This is a genomic window from Streptomyces sp. NPDC027189 (assembly GCF_055566975.1).
Genome location: NZ_JBVHRI010000012.1, coordinates 66,889 through 85,362, shown reverse-complemented (window position 1 = coordinate 85,362; position 18,474 = coordinate 66,889). Strand labels below are relative to the sequence as shown.

Annotated in this window: 16 protein-coding genes and 3 pseudogenes; 10 read left to right on the top strand and 9 right to left on the bottom strand. The window is 71.4% G+C overall.

Annotation, left to right across the window (positions count from 1 at the left end):
- Window positions 1-66 precede the first annotated feature (66 nt).
- Window positions 67-1,287 carry a cytochrome P450 gene (locus ACZ4RZ_RS27130; protein WP_467748370.1) on the top strand — a complete coding sequence of 407 codons (1,221 nt, stop codon included), beginning with the start codon at window positions 67-69 and terminating at the stop codon, window positions 1,285-1,287.
- A 65-nt stretch (window positions 1,288-1,352) separates the two neighbouring features.
- Here the strand turns inward: ACZ4RZ_RS27130 and ACZ4RZ_RS27125 are convergent, their stop codons facing one another.
- Window positions 1,353-2,729, bottom strand: coding sequence for an FAD-binding oxidoreductase (locus ACZ4RZ_RS27125; RefSeq protein WP_467748368.1), 1,377 nt, complete (start codon window positions 2,727-2,729; stop codon window positions 1,353-1,355).
- 189 nt (window positions 2,730-2,918) lie between these two features.
- On the opposite strand from ACZ4RZ_RS27125, the gene ACZ4RZ_RS27120 reads away from it, so the two are divergent.
- Window positions 2,919-3,266, top strand: a complete 348-nt coding sequence (locus tag ACZ4RZ_RS27120) for a VOC family protein (RefSeq protein WP_369249777.1) — start codon at window positions 2,919-2,921, stop codon at window positions 3,264-3,266.
- A 102-nt stretch (window positions 3,267-3,368) separates the two neighbouring features.
- Here ACZ4RZ_RS27120 and ACZ4RZ_RS27115 read toward each other — a convergent pair whose 3' ends face one another.
- Window positions 3,369-3,809, bottom strand: coding sequence for a DUF6299 family protein (locus tag ACZ4RZ_RS27115; protein WP_467748366.1), 441 nt, complete (start codon window positions 3,807-3,809; stop codon window positions 3,369-3,371).
- A 253-nt stretch (window positions 3,810-4,062) separates the two neighbouring features.
- Between ACZ4RZ_RS27115 and ACZ4RZ_RS27110 the strand changes: the two genes are divergently transcribed.
- A complete protein-coding gene (locus ACZ4RZ_RS27110; protein ID WP_467748365.1) occupies window positions 4,063-4,257 on the top strand; it encodes a DUF5999 family protein in 195 nt (64 codons plus the stop codon).
- Between the two features lie 33 nt (window positions 4,258-4,290).
- On the opposite strand, the gene ACZ4RZ_RS27105 is transcribed toward ACZ4RZ_RS27110, so the two are convergent.
- Window positions 4,291-4,689, bottom strand: coding sequence for a RidA family protein (locus ACZ4RZ_RS27105; RefSeq protein WP_467748364.1), 399 nt, complete (start codon window positions 4,687-4,689; stop codon window positions 4,291-4,293).
- A gap of 22 nt (window positions 4,690-4,711) precedes the next feature.
- Window positions 4,712-5,989 carry an acyl-CoA dehydrogenase family protein gene (locus ACZ4RZ_RS27100; protein ID WP_467748362.1) on the bottom strand — a complete coding sequence of 426 codons (1,278 nt, stop codon included), beginning with the start codon at window positions 5,987-5,989 and terminating at the stop codon, window positions 4,712-4,714.
- 139 nt (window positions 5,990-6,128) lie between these two features.
- Between ACZ4RZ_RS27100 and ACZ4RZ_RS27095 the strand changes: the two genes are divergently transcribed.
- From ACZ4RZ_RS27095 to ACZ4RZ_RS27080, 4 genes and pseudogenes are all read left to right on the top strand, one after another.
- Entirely contained in the window at window positions 6,129-7,805 is a 1,677-nt protein-coding gene (locus ACZ4RZ_RS27095) for an AMP-binding protein (RefSeq protein WP_467748360.1), read from the top strand.
- Between the two features lie 15 nt (window positions 7,806-7,820).
- Window positions 7,821-8,663: a PaaX family transcriptional regulator gene (locus ACZ4RZ_RS27090; protein WP_467748359.1), complete on the top strand. Its 843-nt coding sequence runs from the start codon at window positions 7,821-7,823 to the stop codon at window positions 8,661-8,663.
- 113 nt (window positions 8,664-8,776) lie between these two features.
- Window positions 8,777-8,953: pseudogene (locus ACZ4RZ_RS27085) on the top strand (adenylyl-sulfate kinase); the annotation flags it as partial.
- A 50-nt stretch (window positions 8,954-9,003) separates the two neighbouring features.
- Window positions 9,004-9,627: pseudogene (locus ACZ4RZ_RS27080) on the top strand (elongation factor 1-alpha C-terminal domain-related protein); the annotation flags it as partial.
- A 14-nt stretch (window positions 9,628-9,641) separates the two neighbouring features.
- Here the strand turns inward: ACZ4RZ_RS27080 and ACZ4RZ_RS27075 are convergent.
- The gene (locus ACZ4RZ_RS27075; protein WP_467748357.1) at window positions 9,642-11,999 is read right to left on the bottom strand and encodes a bifunctional salicylyl-CoA 5-hydroxylase/oxidoreductase; all 2,358 of its coding nucleotides are present in this window, start codon (window positions 11,997-11,999) and stop codon (window positions 9,642-9,644) included.
- 83 nt (window positions 12,000-12,082) lie between these two features.
- On the bottom strand, window positions 12,083-12,910 hold the full coding sequence (locus ACZ4RZ_RS27070; protein ID WP_467748355.1) for an enoyl-CoA hydratase family protein: 828 nt from the start codon (window positions 12,908-12,910) through the stop codon (window positions 12,083-12,085).
- Window positions 12,911-13,263: 353 nt separating this feature from the next.
- On the opposite strand from ACZ4RZ_RS27070, the gene ACZ4RZ_RS27065 reads away from it, so the two are divergent.
- On the top strand, window positions 13,264-13,716 hold the full coding sequence (locus tag ACZ4RZ_RS27065) for an ATP-binding protein (RefSeq protein WP_467748354.1): 453 nt from the start codon (window positions 13,264-13,266) through the stop codon (window positions 13,714-13,716).
- On the opposite strand, the pseudogene ACZ4RZ_RS27060 reads toward ACZ4RZ_RS27065, so the two are convergent.
- The 3 genes and pseudogenes from ACZ4RZ_RS27060 to ACZ4RZ_RS27050 all read right to left on the bottom strand — a co-directional run.
- Window positions 13,676-13,870 (bottom strand): annotated as a pseudogene (locus ACZ4RZ_RS27060) (amino acid permease C-terminal domain-containing protein); the annotation flags it as partial. The gene ACZ4RZ_RS27065 and the pseudogene ACZ4RZ_RS27060 sit on opposite strands and share 41 nt — an antisense overlap.
- Window positions 13,871-13,959: 89 nt before the next feature.
- Entirely contained in the window at window positions 13,960-14,967 is a 1,008-nt protein-coding gene (argF, locus tag ACZ4RZ_RS27055; protein ID WP_467748353.1) for an ornithine carbamoyltransferase, read from the bottom strand.
- A 71-nt stretch (window positions 14,968-15,038) separates the two neighbouring features.
- The gene (locus ACZ4RZ_RS27050) at window positions 15,039-16,262 is read right to left on the bottom strand and encodes an arginine deiminase (RefSeq protein ID WP_467748352.1); all 1,224 of its coding nucleotides are present in this window, start codon (window positions 16,260-16,262) and stop codon (window positions 15,039-15,041) included.
- Window positions 16,263-16,425: 163 nt separating this feature from the next.
- On the opposite strand from ACZ4RZ_RS27050, the gene ACZ4RZ_RS27045 reads away from it, so the two are divergent.
- On the top strand, window positions 16,426-17,505 hold the full coding sequence (locus tag ACZ4RZ_RS27045) for an SPFH domain-containing protein (protein ID WP_467748350.1): 1,080 nt from the start codon (window positions 16,426-16,428) through the stop codon (window positions 17,503-17,505).
- A complete protein-coding gene (locus ACZ4RZ_RS27040; protein WP_467748348.1) occupies window positions 17,502-18,395 on the top strand; it encodes a hypothetical protein in 894 nt (297 codons plus the stop codon). The genes ACZ4RZ_RS27045 and ACZ4RZ_RS27040 overlap by 4 nt, the downstream gene beginning before the upstream one ends.
- The last annotated feature ends 79 nt before the right edge of the window (window positions 18,396-18,474 follow it).

The window sequence follows — 18,474 nt, the reverse complement described above, 5'->3', positions numbered from 1 at the left end:
GTATTTCCTGTCAGGGTCCTTTCAGAATTTCCCCTTGCCAGCCCGTCGCAAGGCATCCTCACCCCTGTGACCGATGCCATGGACACACGACTGCCCCGATTCGTTCTGGACGATCCCGAATTCCTTCGCGACCCTTATCCGGTCTACCGGGAACTGCGGGCACGGGGACCGCTGTGCCGGGGCGGTCCGGCCCAGTGGGTCGTGACACGCCATGCGGAGGTGTCCGCCCTGCTGCGCGACCGGAGACTCGGCAGGGAATTCCCCGAGGAGTTCCAGAACATCTCGGTCGGTCCCGGTCCCGCGGTGGACTTCCTGCGGCGCATTGTCATCGACCGTGACCCGCAGGAACACACCCGACTGCGCCGCCTGCTCACCAGGGCGCTCACCCCGGCGACCGTACGGTCGCTGGCGGCGCCGATGGCCGCGATGGTGGACGGCCTGCTGGACGACGCTGTCGAGCGCGGGACCTTCGACGCGGTGACCGACCTCGCGCAACCGCTGCCCGTGCTGGTGATGAGCACCCTGCTGGGGATACCCCCGGAGGACCGCGCCGATGTCATGGAGCGGTCGATCGACGTCTCCAAGGCCTTCGCCGTCTTCATTCCGGAACAGGAGCGAGCAGCGGCGCACGAAGCGGTCGTCCGGCTGCGCGCGTACTTCCGCACCCTGCTGCGCCGGCGGCGGGCGGCGCCCGGGAACGACCTGCTCACCGCCCTCGCCACGGTGCGGGACGGCGACTCGTCGCTGTCCGAGGAGGAGGCCGTCGACAACGCGCTCTTCCTCTACTACGCCGGCTTCGAGACGACGACGAACCTGATCGCGACCGGCTGTGCGGCCCTGCTGCACCACCCGGGCGAACAGCGCAGGCTGCGCGCCGACCGCTCGCTGCTGCCCACCGCGCTGGAGGAGTTCCTGCGCTGGGACGCCCCGATCCACACCACGACCCGGCTCACCCTGGAACCCGTCGAGGTCGGCGGTCGCACCCTGCGCAGGGGCCGGGTCGTGGTCCTGCTGCTGGCCTCGGCCAACCACGACGAGCGGCAGTTCGCCGACCCGGACGGGCTCGACGTGGGCCGGCGGCCCAATGCCCACCTCAGCTTCGGCGGCGGTGTGCACCACTGCCTCGGCGCGATGCTGGCCCGGGTGGAGGCGACGGCCGTCTTCGACCGGCTGCTGGACCGGTTCACCGCACTGGAACCGGCGGGCGAGGAGGACTGGCAGCCGAGCGGGGGCGGATTCCGCTTCCCCTACTGCGCCTATCGATCCATCCCTGTGCGGATCCACTGAAAAGCGCCGCGCGCAGCCTCCCGTTCCCGGCTGCGCGCGGCGCTCAATCCGCCTTCGGCCTGCCCTCAGCCGGCCGGAAGGATGTTGTGGTTCACGCGGAAGAGGTTCTCGGGGTCGTACTTCGTCTTGAGTGCCCTGAGCCGCGGATAGTTCGCTCCGTAGGCATCGGCCACTCGTGCGGGACCGTCGTCCCCGAGATGATTCACGTACACCCCGCCCGTGGTGTAGGGCAGGATGCGTTCGTATACGTTCTGGGTCCAGTCGATGTTCTGCTGATCCTCGCTCTCGTCCTCCCATTGGCTGAGAACGCTGACCAGATATCCGTCGCGGTGCGGAAAAGCCGTGGCGTCCGGGGGAAGTTGGGCCATCACTCCGCCCATGAGGCCGCCGCCGACGAGAGAAAGCGGAGAGGGATTGCTCGCATAGCCGTCGCCCAGGATGTCGAGGGCCTCCGGATGGAGTTCGTCCATGTGGAAGGAGCGGGCATACAGCCGCCGCCCCGCCACGGTGTTGTCGTCCAGCATCCGCTGCACGGCGAGGTAGGGCATGGCGCCGACGTGGTTGAGCAGCGGCTTCCTGCCCAGGCTCGCGAGCGGGGCCACCGCCTCCTCCGCGCCGGCCGACGGGTCGGCGTGCACATAGCCCAGGCCGACCGCCGGTTCGCCCTCGACGGTGAGGAAGGCGAACGAGGTGGTGAGCGCGTCCGGCGCGGTCTCGTTGAACTCGCCCAGCCCGCGGGCCACGGCACCCGTCTCGGCGACGGGGAAGGCCAGCAGTCCGGCCAGGCAGTCGCCCTGCGGATGGAGCTTGTACTCGAAGGAGGTGGCCACGCCGAAGTTGCCGCCGCCGCCCCGGATCGCCCAGAACAGGTCGGGGTCGTCCTGCGGACCGGCCCTGCGGATCTCGCCGTCGGCGAGGACGATGTCGGCGGAGAGCAGGTTGTCGACGAGCAGCCCGCGACAGCGGCCCAGCCACCCGAGGCCGCCGCCCAGCGTCATGCCGCCGATGCCGATGTACGACTCCTGGGAGCCGGTCACCGCCAGCCCGAAGTGCATGGTCTCGGCGTCGAAGTCGCCCTGGAGGAGCCCGGGTTGGGCCTGTACCGTGCGCCGGCCCGGGTCGACCCTGATGCCGCGCAGCGCGGAGGTGTCGACGACCAGCCCGCCCTCGCAGCTGCCGGTGCCCGCGAAACAGTGCCCGCCGCCGGTCACCGCGAGCAGCACGCCGTGCTCCTTCGCGAACCGCACGGCGGTGATGACGTCCGCCGCGCCCTGGACCCGTACGATCGCTCCGGGACGGCGTTCGAAGTAGGCGTTCCAGATGGCCTTCGCGGCCGGGTACTCCTGGTCCTCCTCGGTGATGACGGGGCCACGCAGCCGCTGCCGCAGCTCAGTGACAGCACGCTCCGGCACGCTCTCGCCCTGGGATGTGGTCAACCGCATCGCGCCTCCCGTACGCCTGGGGGTCTCGGTTCCGGGACCATCCAACTCCCGTGCGGCGCCCCGTCGGCGTGCCCGGACAGACCGTCGAAAGATCCACGCCGGACTTCCGCCCCGGCTGCGCCCGGCAAGGGGCTCCGATACGCTGACTCGGTCCTCAGACGCATCCGACCTGACCACCGGAGCCGCGAGATGTACGCACGACGGGTCGTACCCAACATCCAGTCCGTCGCCCTGAAGGAAAGTTCCGAGTTCTACGGCCTGCTTGGCTTCGAGGAAGTCATGAACCACGGCTGGATCGTGACCCTGGCCTCCGCCGAGAACCCCGCCGTGCAGGTCAGCCTGATGACCGACGACGCGACCGCCCCCGTGGCACCGGACATGAGCATCGAGGTCGAGGACGTCGACGCGGTGTACGCCGAGGTGCGCAGGAGCGGTGCCGAGATCGTGCACCCGCTGACCGACGAGGAGTGGGGCGTACGCCGTTTCTTCGTCCGGGACCCCAACGGCCGCGTGGTCAACGTCCTCAGCCACAGCTGACGCCGCCGCGCGCAGGCCCTCCGGGAGGTGGGGTCGCCCCCCTCCGCCGGACATCACGGGAGCCGCCGCCCCTTCCCGGGGCGGCGGCTCCCGTGTCCGTGCTCACCCCGCGATCAGGGTGATGTCCTGCTCCTGGGTCGCGTGGAACTTCGGCAGCGGGAGGCCCGACTCGGTGCTCAGTTCCATCAGGGTGGCCTCGACATGGGCGCTGCCCGCGGTGAGGGTGCCGAGCTCGCGTTTCTCCGAGTTGGTCCAGCGGTGTGCCGCGCCGTCGCAGACCGCCACGGTGCCGCCGATGCCATGGCGCACGCGAGGATCGCCCTGCGACACCGAGGAGGAGACGAACACGGGCCCGGTGGCGCTCAGACAGCGATAGGTGCCGGAGAGGGTGATGGTGCCATCGGCCGCGACACGACCGGTCGGGTCGACGGTCACCTGCTCGTACGAGTCGTACGAGGGGGACACGGCCACGGCGGACGGGGCGAGGGGCACAAGCAGGGCGGCGCCGGTGGCCGCCGCGCCGATGACCTGGCGCAAGGACATGGAAGTACCTCCTGGGAAGGGGGCCTGGAAGGGGCACTCCATGGGTACCGGTCCGGCGTCCCGAGGCCGGTGATCGTCACCCCTTCGGTGGCGAGTTGGCGCCGTCCGTCTCGACGAGGTCCGAGAGTTGTCCTCGTGTTGTCACGCTTCACGGCCGGCTGTTCCGATGAGTTCGCCGCGCGCGCATGGTCTATATGTGCGAGGGCGGCGACACCGCCGCCGAGACCCATCGCATCCGACGTGGAGGTGCGCCATGTGTTCACACCAGTCTTCGTGCCCGTCCGCGGAATCCAACGCCCCGCACATCGTGGCGGCCCACCCCGAGCAGGGCTGGAACCTCCTGTGCAACGGCGCGATCGTCTTCGACGACAGCGGCGAGCTGCTGCCCGACGGCAGCGTGGTCGCTCCGCACCGGGTCTTCGTCGAGCGGCTGGCCGTCGCCGCCTGATTTCTCGCCGGCTCAGCACCGCGAAATTTTTCGCTAGCTCAGCACCGCGAAGCCGTCGAGTTCCACCAGGGCCTGTTCGTCCCAGAGGCGGGCGGCGCCGATGACGGCCATCGCGGGGTAGTCGCGGCCCGCCAACTCCCGCCAGATGCGGCCGAGTTCGGGGGCCTGGGCACGATAGTCGGCGACGTCGGTGGCGTAGACCGTGACCCGTGCGAGGTCGGCCGGGGCGCCGCCCGCGGCCCGCAGCGCGGTCAGCAGATTCGTCAGCGCCACCTCGAACTGCTCCGGCAGCGTCTCGCCGACCACCTTCCCGTCCGTGTCGAGCGCGGTCTGGCCCGCCAGGAAGACGAGGCGGCTGCCGGTGGCGACGACGGCGTGGGAGAAGCCGGTGGGCGGGGAGAGGTCGGGCGGATTGACGCGCTCGGTGCTCACTGGGCCTCCACGGTCTCGATGCTCACGGGGCCTCCACGTCGGCGTTCGGATGCACGGGTGTCTCCCTGTACAACTCCTTGGCGATGACTGCCCGTTGGACCTCGCTCGCGCCCTCGTAGATCCGGGGTGCGCGGACCTCGCGGTAGAGATGTTCGAGGAGATGACCCCGGCTCAGGGCACGGGCGCCGTGCAGTTGGACCGCGGCGTCGACGACGTACTGGGCCGTCTCGGTGGCGAGCAGCTTCGCCATCGCCGCGCGCTTGGGCACGTCGGGGGCCCCTTCGTCGTACGCCGCCGCGGCCGCGTACACCATCAGGCGGGCCGCCTCCGTGCGCAGCGCCATCTCGGCGACCTGGTGGGCCACCGTCTGAAGGTCCTTCAACTTGCCGCCGAACGCGTCCCGCCCAGCCGTGTGCGCGAGGGTCGCGTCCAGCGCCGCCTGCGCCATGCCGACGGCGAACGCGCCCACGCTCGGCCGGAAGAGGTTGAGGGTGTGCATGGCGACCCGGAAGCCGCGGTCGGGCTCCCCGAGCACATCGTCCGCCGTCACCGGTACGGCGTCGAAGGCGAGGGCGCCGATGGGGTGCGGCGAGAGCATGTCGAGCGGGGTGCCGGTGAGGCCCGGCCGGTCGGCGGGGACGAGGAAGGCGGTGACGCCGCGGGCCCCGGCACCGGGGGTGGTCCGCGCGAAGACGGTGTAGAAGTCGGCCTCGGGCGCGTTGGAGATCCAGCACTTCTCACCGGTGAGCCGCCAGCGCCCCGAGCCGTCGGGCTCGGCAACGGGCGCCGCGCCGGGCACGGCGACCGGGGCGTCTCCCGCCCCCGGGCCGCCGGGGCCTGAGACCGCCGGGCCGTGCCGCTCGCCGACCCACGAGCCGCCCCCCGCCCCGCCGTCCGGTTCCGCCCGCAGCGCCAGCGCCGCGGCGTCCGAGCCCGCGCCCGGCTCGCTGAGGGCGAAGGCGGCGACGAGCGCGCCGTCGCGGACGCCGGGCAGCCAGCGGTCGCGCTGGGCCGCCGTGCCGTACGCGTGCACCGGATGCGCGCCCAGGCCCTGAAGGGCGAGTGCCGTCTCGGCCTCGGTGCAGCTCTGGGCCAGGGACTCGCGCATCAGGCACAGGTCGAGCGCGCCCGAGGTGAACAGACGGGCGAGCAGACCGAGTCGGCCGAGTTCGGCGACGAGGGGGCGGTTGACGTGGCCCGGCTCGCCCTTCTCCGCCAGCGGGCGCAGCTGCTCCGCGGCCAGCGTGCGCAGCTCGGCACACCAGGCGGTTCGCGCCGAATCGAGCGAGAATGCGGTCATTGCCGGTCCCCTCTCCCCCGCCGGGCCGCACATCGGGGTCCGCCGGGTCACCCTTCCACGTTATCGCGAACTGTTGACTGTCGTCACCAACACGATACGCTCCTGGTGCGAGCCCACCACGACAAGGGGGCGAACCGCCATGGACCCCAGGGACACCGCGGAGCCGACGACCTCGGCCCACGTCGACACCTTCCCGCGCGACCACCTGCCGCCCCCCGAACTCTGGCCCGAGCTCCGCTTCGATCTGCCCGAGCTGCGCTACCCCGACCGGCTGAACTGCGCCGCCGAGCTCCTCGACCACGCCCGCCCCGACCGCCCCGTCTTCCGTACGGCCTCCGGCGACCTGTGGACGTACGGACAGCTCCTTGCCCGGGTCGACCGCATCGCCCATGTGCTGACCGGCGAACTGGGCGTCGTCCCCGGCAACCGGGTGCTGCTGCGCGGCCCCACCACACCGTGGCTGGCCGCGTGCTGGCTGGCGGTGCTGAAGGCCGGCGCGGTCGCCGTCACCGTATTGGCGCAGCAGCGGCCGCACGAGCTGACCACCATGTGCGAGATCGCCCGGGTGACGCACGCGCTGTGCGACATACGGTCGGTCGACGACCTGGTCAAAGCCGAGATCCGGGGGCTGCGGGTCACCACGTACGGCGGTGACGCACCCGACGACCTGCTGCTGCGGATCACGGGCGCGTCGGACGAGCCGTTCGCCGCCGTCGACACCGCCGCCGACGACGTCGCGCTGATCGCGTTCACTTCGGGCACGACCGGTCGCCCCAAAGGCTGTATGCACTTCCACCGCGATATGTTGGCGATAGCGGACACCTTCTCGAAGCATGTGTTGAAGCCACATGAGGACGATGTCTTCGCGGGCAGTCCCCCGCTGGGTTTCACGTTCGGGCTCGGCGGTCTCGTCGTCTTTCCGATGCGCGTCGGCGCCTGCTCCCTGCTGCTCGAACAGGCGGGCCCCAAGCAGCTGCTGCCCGCGATCGCCGAGCACCGCGTCTCCATCCTGTTCACCGCGCCGACCGCGTACCGGGCGATGCTGGCGGAGCTGGACGGGCACGACACGGGGTCGCTGCGGCGCTGTGTGTCCGCGGGCGAGAACCTGCCCGCCGCCACCTGGCGGGCCTGGCACGCCCGCACCGGCCTGCGCATCATCAATGGCATCGGCGCCACCGAGCTGCTGCACATCTTCATCTCCGCCGCCGACGAGCACATCCGCCCCGGCACGACCGGCATCCCCGTACCGGGGTGGCACGCGCGCGTGGTCGACGATCTCGGCGAACCCGTGCCGGACGGCGAGCCCGGGCTGCTCGCCGTGCGCGGCCCGGTCGGCTGCCGCTATCTCGCCGACCCACGGCAGCGGGAGTACGTACGCGGCGGCTGGAACATCACCGGCGACACCTATGTGCGCGACCCCGACGGCTACTTCCGCTATGTCGCCCGCGCCGACGACATGATCATCTCGGCGGGGTACAACATCGCGGGCCCGGAGGTCGAGGACGCGCTGCTGCGTCACCCGGACGTGGTCGAGACGGCGGTCGTGGGCCAGGCCGACGAGGCGCGCGGGCAGGTCGTTGTGGCGTACGCGGTCCTCAGGGAGGGCGCGCGCAAGGACCCGGAGGCGCTGCGCGCCTTCCTCAAGTCCGAGCTGGCACCGTACAAATGCCCCCGCGAGATCGTCTTCCTGGACGCACTGCCGCGCACCGCGACGGGGAAGCTCCAGCGGTTCCGGCTGCGCGAAGGCGCCGGTCCGGACGTCGTGTCGCCGGCCGCCCCGGAGAGTGACTTGTCCACGGGCGGCGATCCCAAGTGATCTTCGCACACTAGAGTGATCAACGTGTCAGAGCAGCACGCCCCCCGGTCCCTCATCGTCACGTTCTACGGCGCGTACGGCCGTTTCATGCCCGGCCCCGTGCCGGTGGCCGAGCTGATCCGGCTCCTTGCCGCGGTCGGCGTCGACGCGCCCTCCGTACGGTCGTCGGTGTCGCGGCTCAAGCGCCGCGGCCTCCTCGAGCCGGCACGCACGGCGACGGGCGCGGCCGGGTACGCGCTGTCGACGGCCGCGCGACAGCTGCTCGACGACGGCGACCGGCGGGTGTACGCGACGGCACCTCCCGAGGACGAAGGCTGGGTGCTCGCCGTCTTCTCCGTGCCGGAGTCCGAGCGGCAGAAGCGACACGTGCTGCGCTCACGGCTCGCCGGTCTCGGCTTCGGGACGGCTGCCCCCGGGGTGTGGCTCGCCCCGGCGCGGCTCTACGAGGAGACCCGGCACACTCTGGAGCGGCTGCGGCTCGACGCCTACGTGGAGCTGTTCCGCGGGGAGCACTTGGGCTTCGCGGCGACGGCCGACGCGGTCGCCCGCTGGTGGGACCTGGCCGCGATCGCCAAGGAGCACGAGGAGTTCCTCGACCAGCACGCGCCCGTGCTGCACGCCTGGGAGCGGCGCGCGGACACCCCGCCGGAGGAGGCGTACCGCGACTATCTGCTCGCCCTGGACTCCTGGCGCCACCTTCCGTACACCGACCCGGGACTGCCCGCCGCACTGCTGCCCCAGGACTGGCCGGGCGCCCGCTCGGCCACCGTCTTCCGGGCGCTGCACGGCCGGCTGCGGGACGCCGGGGCGGTCTTCGCGGGTGTGCCCGGACACTTCCGGCACTCCGATGAAGTGTGACCTCTCTTGCATCGTGAGGCGCTAAGGGAACCCTCAGGCTCCTCCGTCCCTCTGCTCATGTTTCTTACCTAGCGTCGTGAGCCGCACGCCAGGACAGGAAGAGGACAGCACGTATGACCACCACGGCAAGGGCTCAGGGAGCCACCGTCTGGCTCACGGGCCTGCCGAGCGCGGGCAAGACCACCATCGCGCGCCTTGTGGCCACTCGTCTGAAGGCCGAGGGGCACCGCGTGGAGGTCCTCGACGGTGACGAGACCCGCCGCTTCCTCTCCGCCGGCCTCGGCTTCTCCGCCGTCTTCGGCGGCGGACGCCGCGACGAGGAGAGGGCCCGGGCGAAGGACACATGGGCTGGTACGAGGGTGCGGCTCTGCTGAAGTTCCTGGAGACCGTGCCGGTGGGCTCCGAGGTGTCGGCCGCTCCGGCGCGCTTCCCGGTGCAGTACGTCATCCGGCACGACGAAGTCCGCCACTACGCGGGCCAGTTGGTGTCGTGAGAGCTGCGCGTCGGCGACCGCGTCACGGTCCACCCGTCCGGCGAGACATCCGAGATCGCCGGCATCGACGTACTCGGCAAGGACGCCGACACGGCCTACGCGCCCCAGTCGTTGACGCTGCGCCTGGCCGACGAGCGCGATGTCGCGCGCGGCGACATGATCAGCGCCGGGCCCGACGCGCCCGCGCTCACACGGGATGTCCGGGCGGCCGTCTGCCATGTGGCCGACCGCGCGCTGCGGGTCGGCGACCGGGTTCTGGTCAAGCACACCACGCGGACCGTGAAGGCGATCGTCAAGGACCTGGGCGGCGCGGCGGAGCTGACCGCGAACGACCTCGGCCGGATCACCCTGCGCACCGCCGAGCCGCTGGCGCTCGACGACTACGCCGACTCCCGCCGCACCGGTGCGTTCATCCTGGTCGACCCGGCGGACGGTGCGACGCTGACGGCAGGGATGGCCGACCTCTCGTAGGGCTGCGGTGGCCCTCAAGTCCCCAGCTTGAGGCGGGGTTTGGGGGCATCGGTGCGTCCGGTCTGCGGGCGCCGGCTGCCCGCCCGGTAGGGCATCGGCCAGACGACGCCCGGCCCCTCGTACCCCTGCTCGGCCGCCGCGTGCAGCGTCCAGTGCGGGTCGTACAGATGCGGCCGGGCCAGCGCGCACAGGTCCGTACGCCCGGCAAGGATCAGGGAGTTGACGTCGTCCCAGGAGGAGATCGCGCCGACGGCGATCACGGGGAGGCCGGTCTCGTGGCGGATCCGGTCGGCGTACGGCGTCTGGTACGACCGCCCGTATTCGGGGCGCTCGTCCGCCACCACCTGGCCCGTCGACACGTCGACCGCGTCGGCGCCGTGCGCGGCGAAGGCCCGCGCGATCTCGACGGCGTCGTTCCCGGTGGTGCCGCCGTCGGCCCAGTCGGTGGCGGAGATGCGGACGGTCATGGGCCGCTCCTCGGGCCACACGGCCCGCACGGCGTCGAACACTTCGAGCGGGAAGCGAAGTCTGCGGGCGAGCGATCCGCCGTACGCGTCGGTGCGGCGGTTGGTCAGCGGCGACAGGAAGCCGGAGAGCAAGTAGCCGTGGGCGCAGTGCAGTTCGAGCAGATCGAAGCCGCCGCGCGCGGCGCGCCAGGCGGCGGCGGTGAACTGTTCCCGGATGTCGGTGAGTTGGGCACGCGACAGCTCGCGGGGCGTCTGACTCCGGGACCTGTACGGGATCGGGGACGCGGCCACGAGTGGCCAGTTGCCGTCCTCCAGCGGCTCGTCGATGCCCTCCCACATCAGCTTGGTCGATCCCTTGCGCCCGGAGTGGCCGAGCTGCACGCCGATCGCGGTGCCCGGCGCCTGCGCGTGGACGAAGTCGGTGATCCGCCGCCAGGCCTCGGCCTGCCGTCCTGTGTAGAGCCCCGCGCAGCCGGGCGTGATGCGGCCCTCGGCGCTCACGCAGACCATCTCGGTCATCACCAGTCCGGCGCCGCCGAGTGCCCGCGCGCCCAGGTGGACGAGGTGGAAGTCGCCGGGGACGCCGTCCACGGACGAGTACATGTCCATGGGCGAGACGACGACCCGGTTGCGCAGCGTGAGGTCGCGGAGCCGGAACGGCGTGAACATCGGGGGCGTACCCGCCGGACAGCCGAACTCGCGCTCCACGGACTCGGTGAAGCGCGCGTCGCGCAGCCGCAGGTTGTCGTGGGTGACGCGGCGACTGCGGGTGAGGAGGTTGAAGGCGAACTGGCCTGAGGGCTGGTCGAGATAACGGTCCAGGTTCTCGAACCACTCCAGGCTGGCGCGCGCCGCCCGCTGGGTGGACGCGACGACCGGGCGCCGCTCTTCCTCGTAGGCGCCGAGGGCCTGCGCCAGATCGGTGTGCTCCTCCAGACAGGCGGCCAGCGCGAGCGCGTCCTCCACCGCCAGCTTCGTGCCGGAGCCGATGGAGAAGTGGGCGGTGTGCGCGGCGTCGCCGAGGAGGACCAGGTTCCCGTGCGCCCAACGGTCGTTGACGACCGTCCGGAATGTGGTCCACGCCGACTTGTTGGACCGCAGCGGGCGGCCGCCCAGCGCGTCCGCGAAGATCTTCGCGCACCGCTCGACGGACTCCTGCTCGTCGAGCTCCGCGAAACCGGCCGACCGCCACACCTCTTCGCGCATCTCCACGATGACGGTCGAGGCGCCGAGTTGATTCTGCGGCCCGGAGGACCTCGTTGAGGGGTGGTGGTCGGACGACGGGCGGGAATAGGGGTAGCCGTGCAGCTGCATCACGCCGTACTCGGTCTCGGCGATCTCGAAGCGGAAGGCGTCGAAGGCGAAGTCGGCGGCGAGCCAGATGTAGCGGCAGCGATGCTCCTCGACGGAGGGCCCGAACACCTCCGCGTACGCCGCGCGCGTGAGGCTGTGCACACCGTCGGCGGCGACGACGAGGTCGTACGCCCTCATCAGCTCGCCGGCCGGCGGGGCCTCCGCCCGGAAGCGCAGGTCGACGCCGAGCGAGCGGCAGCGTTCGTGCAGGATCTCGAGCAGCCTGCGCCTGCCGAGCGCCGCGAAGCCGTGACCGCCCGAGGTGTGACGCACCCCGCGGTGCACGATGTCGATGTCGTCCCAGCGCACGAACTCGTCCTGGAGCGCGGTGTACACGACCGGGTCGGCGTGCTCGATGCCGCCGAGCGTCTCGTCGGAGAGCACGACACCGAAGCCGAAGGTGTCGTCGGGGGCGTTCCGCTCCCAGACGGTGATCTCGCGGGAGGGGTCGAGTCGCTTGAGGAGGGCGGCGGCGTAGAGGCCACCGGGACCACCGCCGATCACCGCGACGCGCAGAGGTGAGCGCACGTCGGCGGCCGCGACCTCCGGCACGCGCCCGCCCGCCGGCGTCCGCGTGCCCGCAGGCGGCCGCGCGCCCGCTGCCGCCTGCCGTCCGTGCCCACCCGCCGCCACGGCTATCGCCCCCGCCACTTCGGCGGCCGCTTCTCCGTGAACGCGGCATGGAACTCGGCGTAGTCCTGCCCGTTCATCAGCAGGGCCTGGGTCGAGGCGTCGAGTTCGACGGAGGCGGCGAGCGGCATGTCCAGTTCGGCGGTGAGCAGGGCCTTGGTCTGCGCATACGCGAGGGCCGGGCCCTCGGCGAGACGGTGGGCCAGCCGCTGTGCGGCCTCGTCGGCGCCGCCCTCGTCGGCGAGCTCGCTGATCAGGCCGATCCGCTCGGCCTCGGGCGCGCGCACGGGCTCGCCGAGCATCAGCAGCCGGGTCGCGTGGCCGAGTCCGACGACCCGGGGCAGCAGATAGGCCGCGCCCATGTCACCGCCGGACAGCCCGACGCGGGTGAAGAGGAACGAGAAGCGGGCCGAAGGGTCGGCGACCCGGAAGTCGGCCGCCAGCGCCAGCACGGCTCCGGCACCCGCCGCCACGCCGTGCACCGCCGCGATCACCGGGAACGGGCATTCCCTCACGGCCCGTACGACCTGTCCGGTCATCCGGTTGAAGTCGAGGAGCTGGGCGGTGTCCATGGAGAGGGTCGCGCCGATGATCTCGTCGACATCGCCTCCGGAGCAGAAACCGCGTCCCTCGCCGGCCAGCACCAGGGCGCGTACGGATCGCTCGCGGGACAGCTCGGCGAGCAGGTCGCGCAGGTCGGCGTAGGCGCCGAAGGTGAGCGCGTTGAGTTTCTCGGGGCGGGACAGGGTGACCGTGGCGACCCCGTCGGCGACCTCACACCTCAGATGCTGCCAGTCGGGCGTGCGGGCGGCGGAGCCGGTGAAGGGACTCATGACGTGCGGCCTCCTCGGGCGGGGGCGGCGCTCTGTGGCTACTCCATGAAGTTATCACTTCTCTGTGACTGTCGTCATGAGTGCGCGATAAGCCAGGGGCCGACAGAGGCCGCCCCCACGTCACAGACAAGCGTCACAGAGTCACCGGCAACCGTCACCGAGTCACGGATCGTCGATAGCCCCGTAACGGTGAGAGCGGACCTGCGGGGTGGGCCGTTCGTCTGGGTACGCAGACGTATGTCGGGCCGAACGTCCCGAGAGAACACCCACCGATGTCCCGAAATAGCCCGCCGAGCGGCTCTGCACGGCGGCCCCGTACCATTCACAAAGTTGAAAGCAGGACAGCCTGCTCCATGAACGGACCCGCCTTGCACGACACCCCAGCCCCCGCCTCCTGGCGCATCGCACTGCCGCACACCGTCGCGGCCGTGCCCGTCGCCCGTGCTCTGGTCCGCACCGCGCTGGCCGAGCTGGCGCACGCGGCCGACAGCGACACCGCTGAGCTGCTCACCGCGGAGCTGGTCGCCAACGCCGTGGAGCACGCCGCCGGGGACGGTCCCATAGAGCTGGTCGTGGAGCTGATGCCGACCGGCTGCCAGGTCGAGGTGCACGACCCGGACCCGGCGCCGCCCGGCAATCTCACGGTCCCCCACCCGGCCGGCGAACCCGACCCCTGGCAGGAGCACGGGCGCGGCCTCCTGCTGATCCGCACCCTCAGCTCGTCCTGCGGTCACCGCCCCACCGGCTCCGGCAAGGCGGTCTGGTTCAGACTGCCTGTGGTTCCCGCTCAGCGACGGCCGCGGTAGCCTCCGCCCGCGCGGCCAGCCGGGAATGCCGGCGCCCGTAGAGGACGTACACCAGGAATCCGGCCACCAGGAACAGGGCGAACTGCACCCAGGTGGTCCAGCCCGTCTCGTACATCAGATACAGGCAGAAGCCCACGCCGAGCAGCGGTACCACGCGGCGGCCACGGAAGGGGTGGTCCGGGCCGCCGGTCAGGATAAGGCCTGCTGGGAGATGGGGCAGGCCAAGATCTACGGGGACTGTCGTCAGGCCAGGGTCGCCACCAGGATCGCCTTGATGGTGTGCAGCCGGTTCTCCGCCTCGTCGAAGACGACCGAGTGCGCCGACTCGAAGACCTCGTCGGTGACCTCGAGGGATTCCATGCCATGGCTCTCGTACAGCTCGCGGCCGACCTTGGTGCCGAGGTCGTGGAAGGCCGGGAGGCAGTGCAGGAACTTCACCTCGGGGTTGCCGGTGGCGCGCAGCACGTCCATCGTCACGGCGTACGTGGACAGCGCGGCGATGCGCTCGTCCCAGACCTCCTTGGGCTCGCCCATGGAGACCCACACGTCCGTCGCGACGAAGTCCGCGCCGAGGACGCCCTCGGAGACGTCCTCGGTGAGCGTGACGCGGCCGCCGCTGTGCTCGGCGAGTTCGCGGGCCCGCGTGACGATCTCGTCGGCCGGCCAGTAGGTCTTGGGCGCGACGACCCGGACGTCCATGCCGAGCAGCGCGCCGGTGATCAGATACGAGTTGCCCATGTTGAAGCGAGCGTCGCCGAGGTAGGCGAAGGCGATCTCCCCGAGCGGCTTGTCGCAGTGCTCGGTCATGGTGAGCACGTCGGCGAGCATCTGGGTCGGGTGCCAGTCGTCGGTCAGACCGTTGTAGACGGGCACACCGGCGTACGCGGCCAGCTCCTCGACGGAGGCCTGGCTGTCGCCCCGGTACTCAATGGCGTCGAACATCCGGCCGAGGACGCGCGCGGTGTCCTTCACGGACTCCTTGTGGCCCATCTGCGAGCCCGACGGGTCCAGATACGTCGTCGAGGCGCCCTGGTCCGCCGCCGCGACCTCGAACGCGCAGCGCGTACGCGTGGAGGTCTTCTCGAAGATCAGCGCGATGTTCTTGCCACGCAGATACGGGGTCTCGGTCCCGGCCTTCTTGGCCGCCTTGAGCTCGGCGGCCAGCTCGATCAGACCGCGGAACTCTTCCGCCGTGAAGTCCAGCTCCTTGAGGAAGTGGCGGCCGGCGAGGGCGGTCGGGACTGTCGCCATGGGGGCGCTCCAGGGTTACGAAGACGGGGACCTTGGAATTCTATACGATCCTCGGCATTTCTATACGGGGGCTATACGGCCTCGCGTTCGACCGGACAGCTCATACAGCGCGGTCCGCCCCTCCCCCGCCCCAGCTCACTGCCCGGAATCTCGATGACCTCGATGCCCTGCTTGCGCAGATGTGTGTTGGTGGTGGAGTTCCGCTCGTAGGCGACCACGACGCCCGGTTCGACGGCGAGGACATTGCACCCGTCGTCCCACTGCTCCCGCTCGGCCGCGTGCACGTCCTGGGTGGCGGTGAGGACACGGATCTCGCTCAGGCCCAGCGCCGCGGCGATCGCACGGTGCATGTGCTCCGGGGGATGGTCGGTGACCTTCAGCTCCTTGTCCTCCGCGCCCGGTTCGATGGTGTACGACCGGAGCATGCCGAGCCCCGCGTACTGCGTGAAGATGTCGCCGTCGACCATCGTCATCACGGTGTCGAGGTGCATGAGCGCCCGCCGCTTGGGCATGTCGAGCGCCACGATCGTGCGCGCCGAGCCCGCCGCGAACAGCTTGTGCGCGAGCATCTCGACAGCCTGGGGCGTGGTCCGCTCACTCATGCCGATGAGCACCGCGCCATTGCCGATGACGAGCACGTCGCCGCCCTCGATGGTGGACGGATAGTCGGCCTGCCCCTCCGACCAGAGATGGAAGGTCTCGTCACGGAAGAGCGGGTGGTGCCGGTAGATCGCCTCGAAGTGCACGGTCTCGCGCTGCCGGGCCGGCCAGCGCATGGCGTTGATGGAGACCCCGTCGTAGATCCAGGCGGAGGTGTCCCGGGTGAAGAGATGGTTCGGCAACGGCCGGAGCAGGAAGTCGTCGAGGTCCATGACATGGAAGCGCACGGAGGTCGGCTCCGAGTGGGCGTCCAGGAACTCCCGCTTGGTCATGCCGCCGACGAGCACGGACGCCAGTTCCGGAGCGGGCAGCGTCTCGAAGGCGGCCCGCAGGTGGTCGGTGGCGAGCGGCCCGTACTCCTTCTCGTCGAAGACCCGGTCCAGGACGAGCGATCTGGCCGCCGGGATCTCCAGGGCCTCGGTGAGCAGGTCGCCGAAGAGATGGACGGTGACCCCGCGGTCGCGCAGGACGTCGGCGAACCCGTCGTGCTCCGCGCGCGCCCGGCGCACCCACAGCACGTCGTCGAAGAGCAGGGCGTCCTTATTGCTGGGGGTGAGCCTTTTGAGCTCAAGATCCGGCCGGTGCAGGATGACGCGGCGCAGCCGCCCGGCCTCGGAGTCGACTTGGAATCCCATGCCTCCATCCTGACCATCCGGACGCCTGTTCACCCGCCGATCGCGGGACCTGCGCCGCATTCATTTCGTCCCCTTGACGATAAGTGAGCCCATCATTATCGTCTTACTGACGACAAAGGCGAACGAGGGGTCACCGGGATCGCCCGGCGACAAGGGGGTAATCATGGCCGACATCACCCGGCGTCTCGGCTGGCGCCATCTGCGCGGGGCGCCGACCGCCCACGTCCGGCACCACCGCTCCGGCCGCCTGGTGCACGACGGCCCCGGACTGAGCTTCTGGTACCGCTCCCTGACCGCGGCACTCTCCGAAGTCCCGGTCGACGACCGTGAGTTGGCGATGACGTTCCACGCCCGTACGTCCGACTTCCAGGACGTCGCGGTGCAGGCGACCGTCACGTACCGCATCAGCGATCCGGCGATCGCGGCCGCGCGCCTGGACTTCTCCATCGACCCCGACACGGGCGCCTGGCGCGGCGCTCCCCTGGAGCAGCTCTCGACCCTGCTGACCGAGACGGCCCAGCAGCACGCGCTGGACGTCCTGGCCCGTACGCCGCTGGCGGCCGCCCTGGTCGACGGAGTCGCGGCGGTACGGGAGCGGATCGCGGGCGGGCTCGCCGCCGAGCCCCGGCTGCCCGCGACGGGGATCGAGGTGGTGGCCGTACGCGTCGTCGCGCTGCGTCCGGAGCCCGAGGTGGAGCGGGCGCTGCGCACGCCGGCCCGCGAGCAGATCCAGCAGGACGCGGACAAGGCGACGTACGAACGCCGTGCCGTCGCCGTCGAGCGGGAGCGCGCCATCGCCGAGAACGAACTCGCCAGCCAGATCGAACTCGCCCGGCGCGAGGAGCAGTTGGTCGACCAGCGCGGCACGAACGCGCGGCGCGAGGCCGAGGAGCACGCGGCGGCGGACGCCGTGCGCGCCGGGGCGGAGGCCGCGCGCACGGTCCGCCTCGCGGAGGCGGAGGCCACCCGGTCGCTGCGCCTCGCCGAGGCGGAGGCCACCCGCAAGGTGCGGCTCGCCGGGGCCGAGGCTCAGGCCGCGCGCGAGGTCGGTGCGGCGCGGGCCGAGGCGCAGGCCGCCTGGCTGCGGGTCCACGGGGACGTGGACGTCGCCACGCTGCACGCCCTGACGGGCACGCGGCTCGCGGAGAACCTGCCGCGGATCGAGAGCGTCACGGTGTCGCCGGACGTCCTGACAGGACTGCTCGCCAAGCTGGGCAACGGAGCCTCCGGAGAACCGGCGTGAGTCTCGCGCCGCGGGTCGTCCTCGTCCATCGCACCACGGAGTACGAGGAGTTGGTGGCCCGGCACGGCACGCACGGGCAGGCGGCCTTCTTCCTCTCCTCCCGGGGGCGGGACATCGAGGCGGTGGCCCAGCGGCACCGGCGGGAGCGGGAGGCACTGGCCGAAGTGGTGTCGGCGGTTCCGCTGACCTGGCGTCAGGCCCGGGTGGAGCGCGCGGACTTGGACCGTTTCCTGTTCGCGCCGGAGGACGTCGTGGTCGTGGTCGGGCAGGACGGGCTGGTCGCGAACGTGGCCAAGTACCTGGCGGGGCAGCCGGTGGTGGGCATCGACACCGACCCCGGGCGCAACCCGGGTGTGCTGGTGCGGCACCGCCCCAAGGACGCGGGCTCCCTGCTCGCCTCGGCGCACGGCGGCCGGGCCGACGAGCTGACCATGGTCGAGGCGGTCGCGGACGACACGCAACGGCTGGTCGCGCTCAACGAGATCTATCTGGGAGCCGCGGGCCATCAGACGGCCCGCTATCGGCTGGGGCTCGACGAGTACGGGGGTGCCGTCGAGCCCCAGGCCTCCTCCGGAGTCCTGGTCGGCACCGGGACGGGGGCCAGCGGCTGGCTCCGCTCCGTGTGGCAGGAGCGGGGCGGCGAACTGCCGCTGCCCGGCCCCACGGACGAACGCCTCCTCTGGTTCGTCCGCGAGGCCTGGCCGTCCCCCGCCACCGGAACGTCACTCGTGGCCGGCGAACTCACCTCCTCCGCCCGGCTGTCCCTCACCGTCGAGTCGGACCGGCTCATCGCGTTCGGCGACGGGATGGAGGGGGACGCGGTGGAGCTGGTGTGGGGGCAGACGGTGCGGGTGGGGGTGGCGGGGGTGCGGTTGCGGCTGGTGGGGTGACGAGGGGTGGTCTTTTCGCCCCCTCCGCCCCTGCCCGGCCCGACCAGCCTTTCGGCTGCGGGTGCGTGGGGGCTGGTCG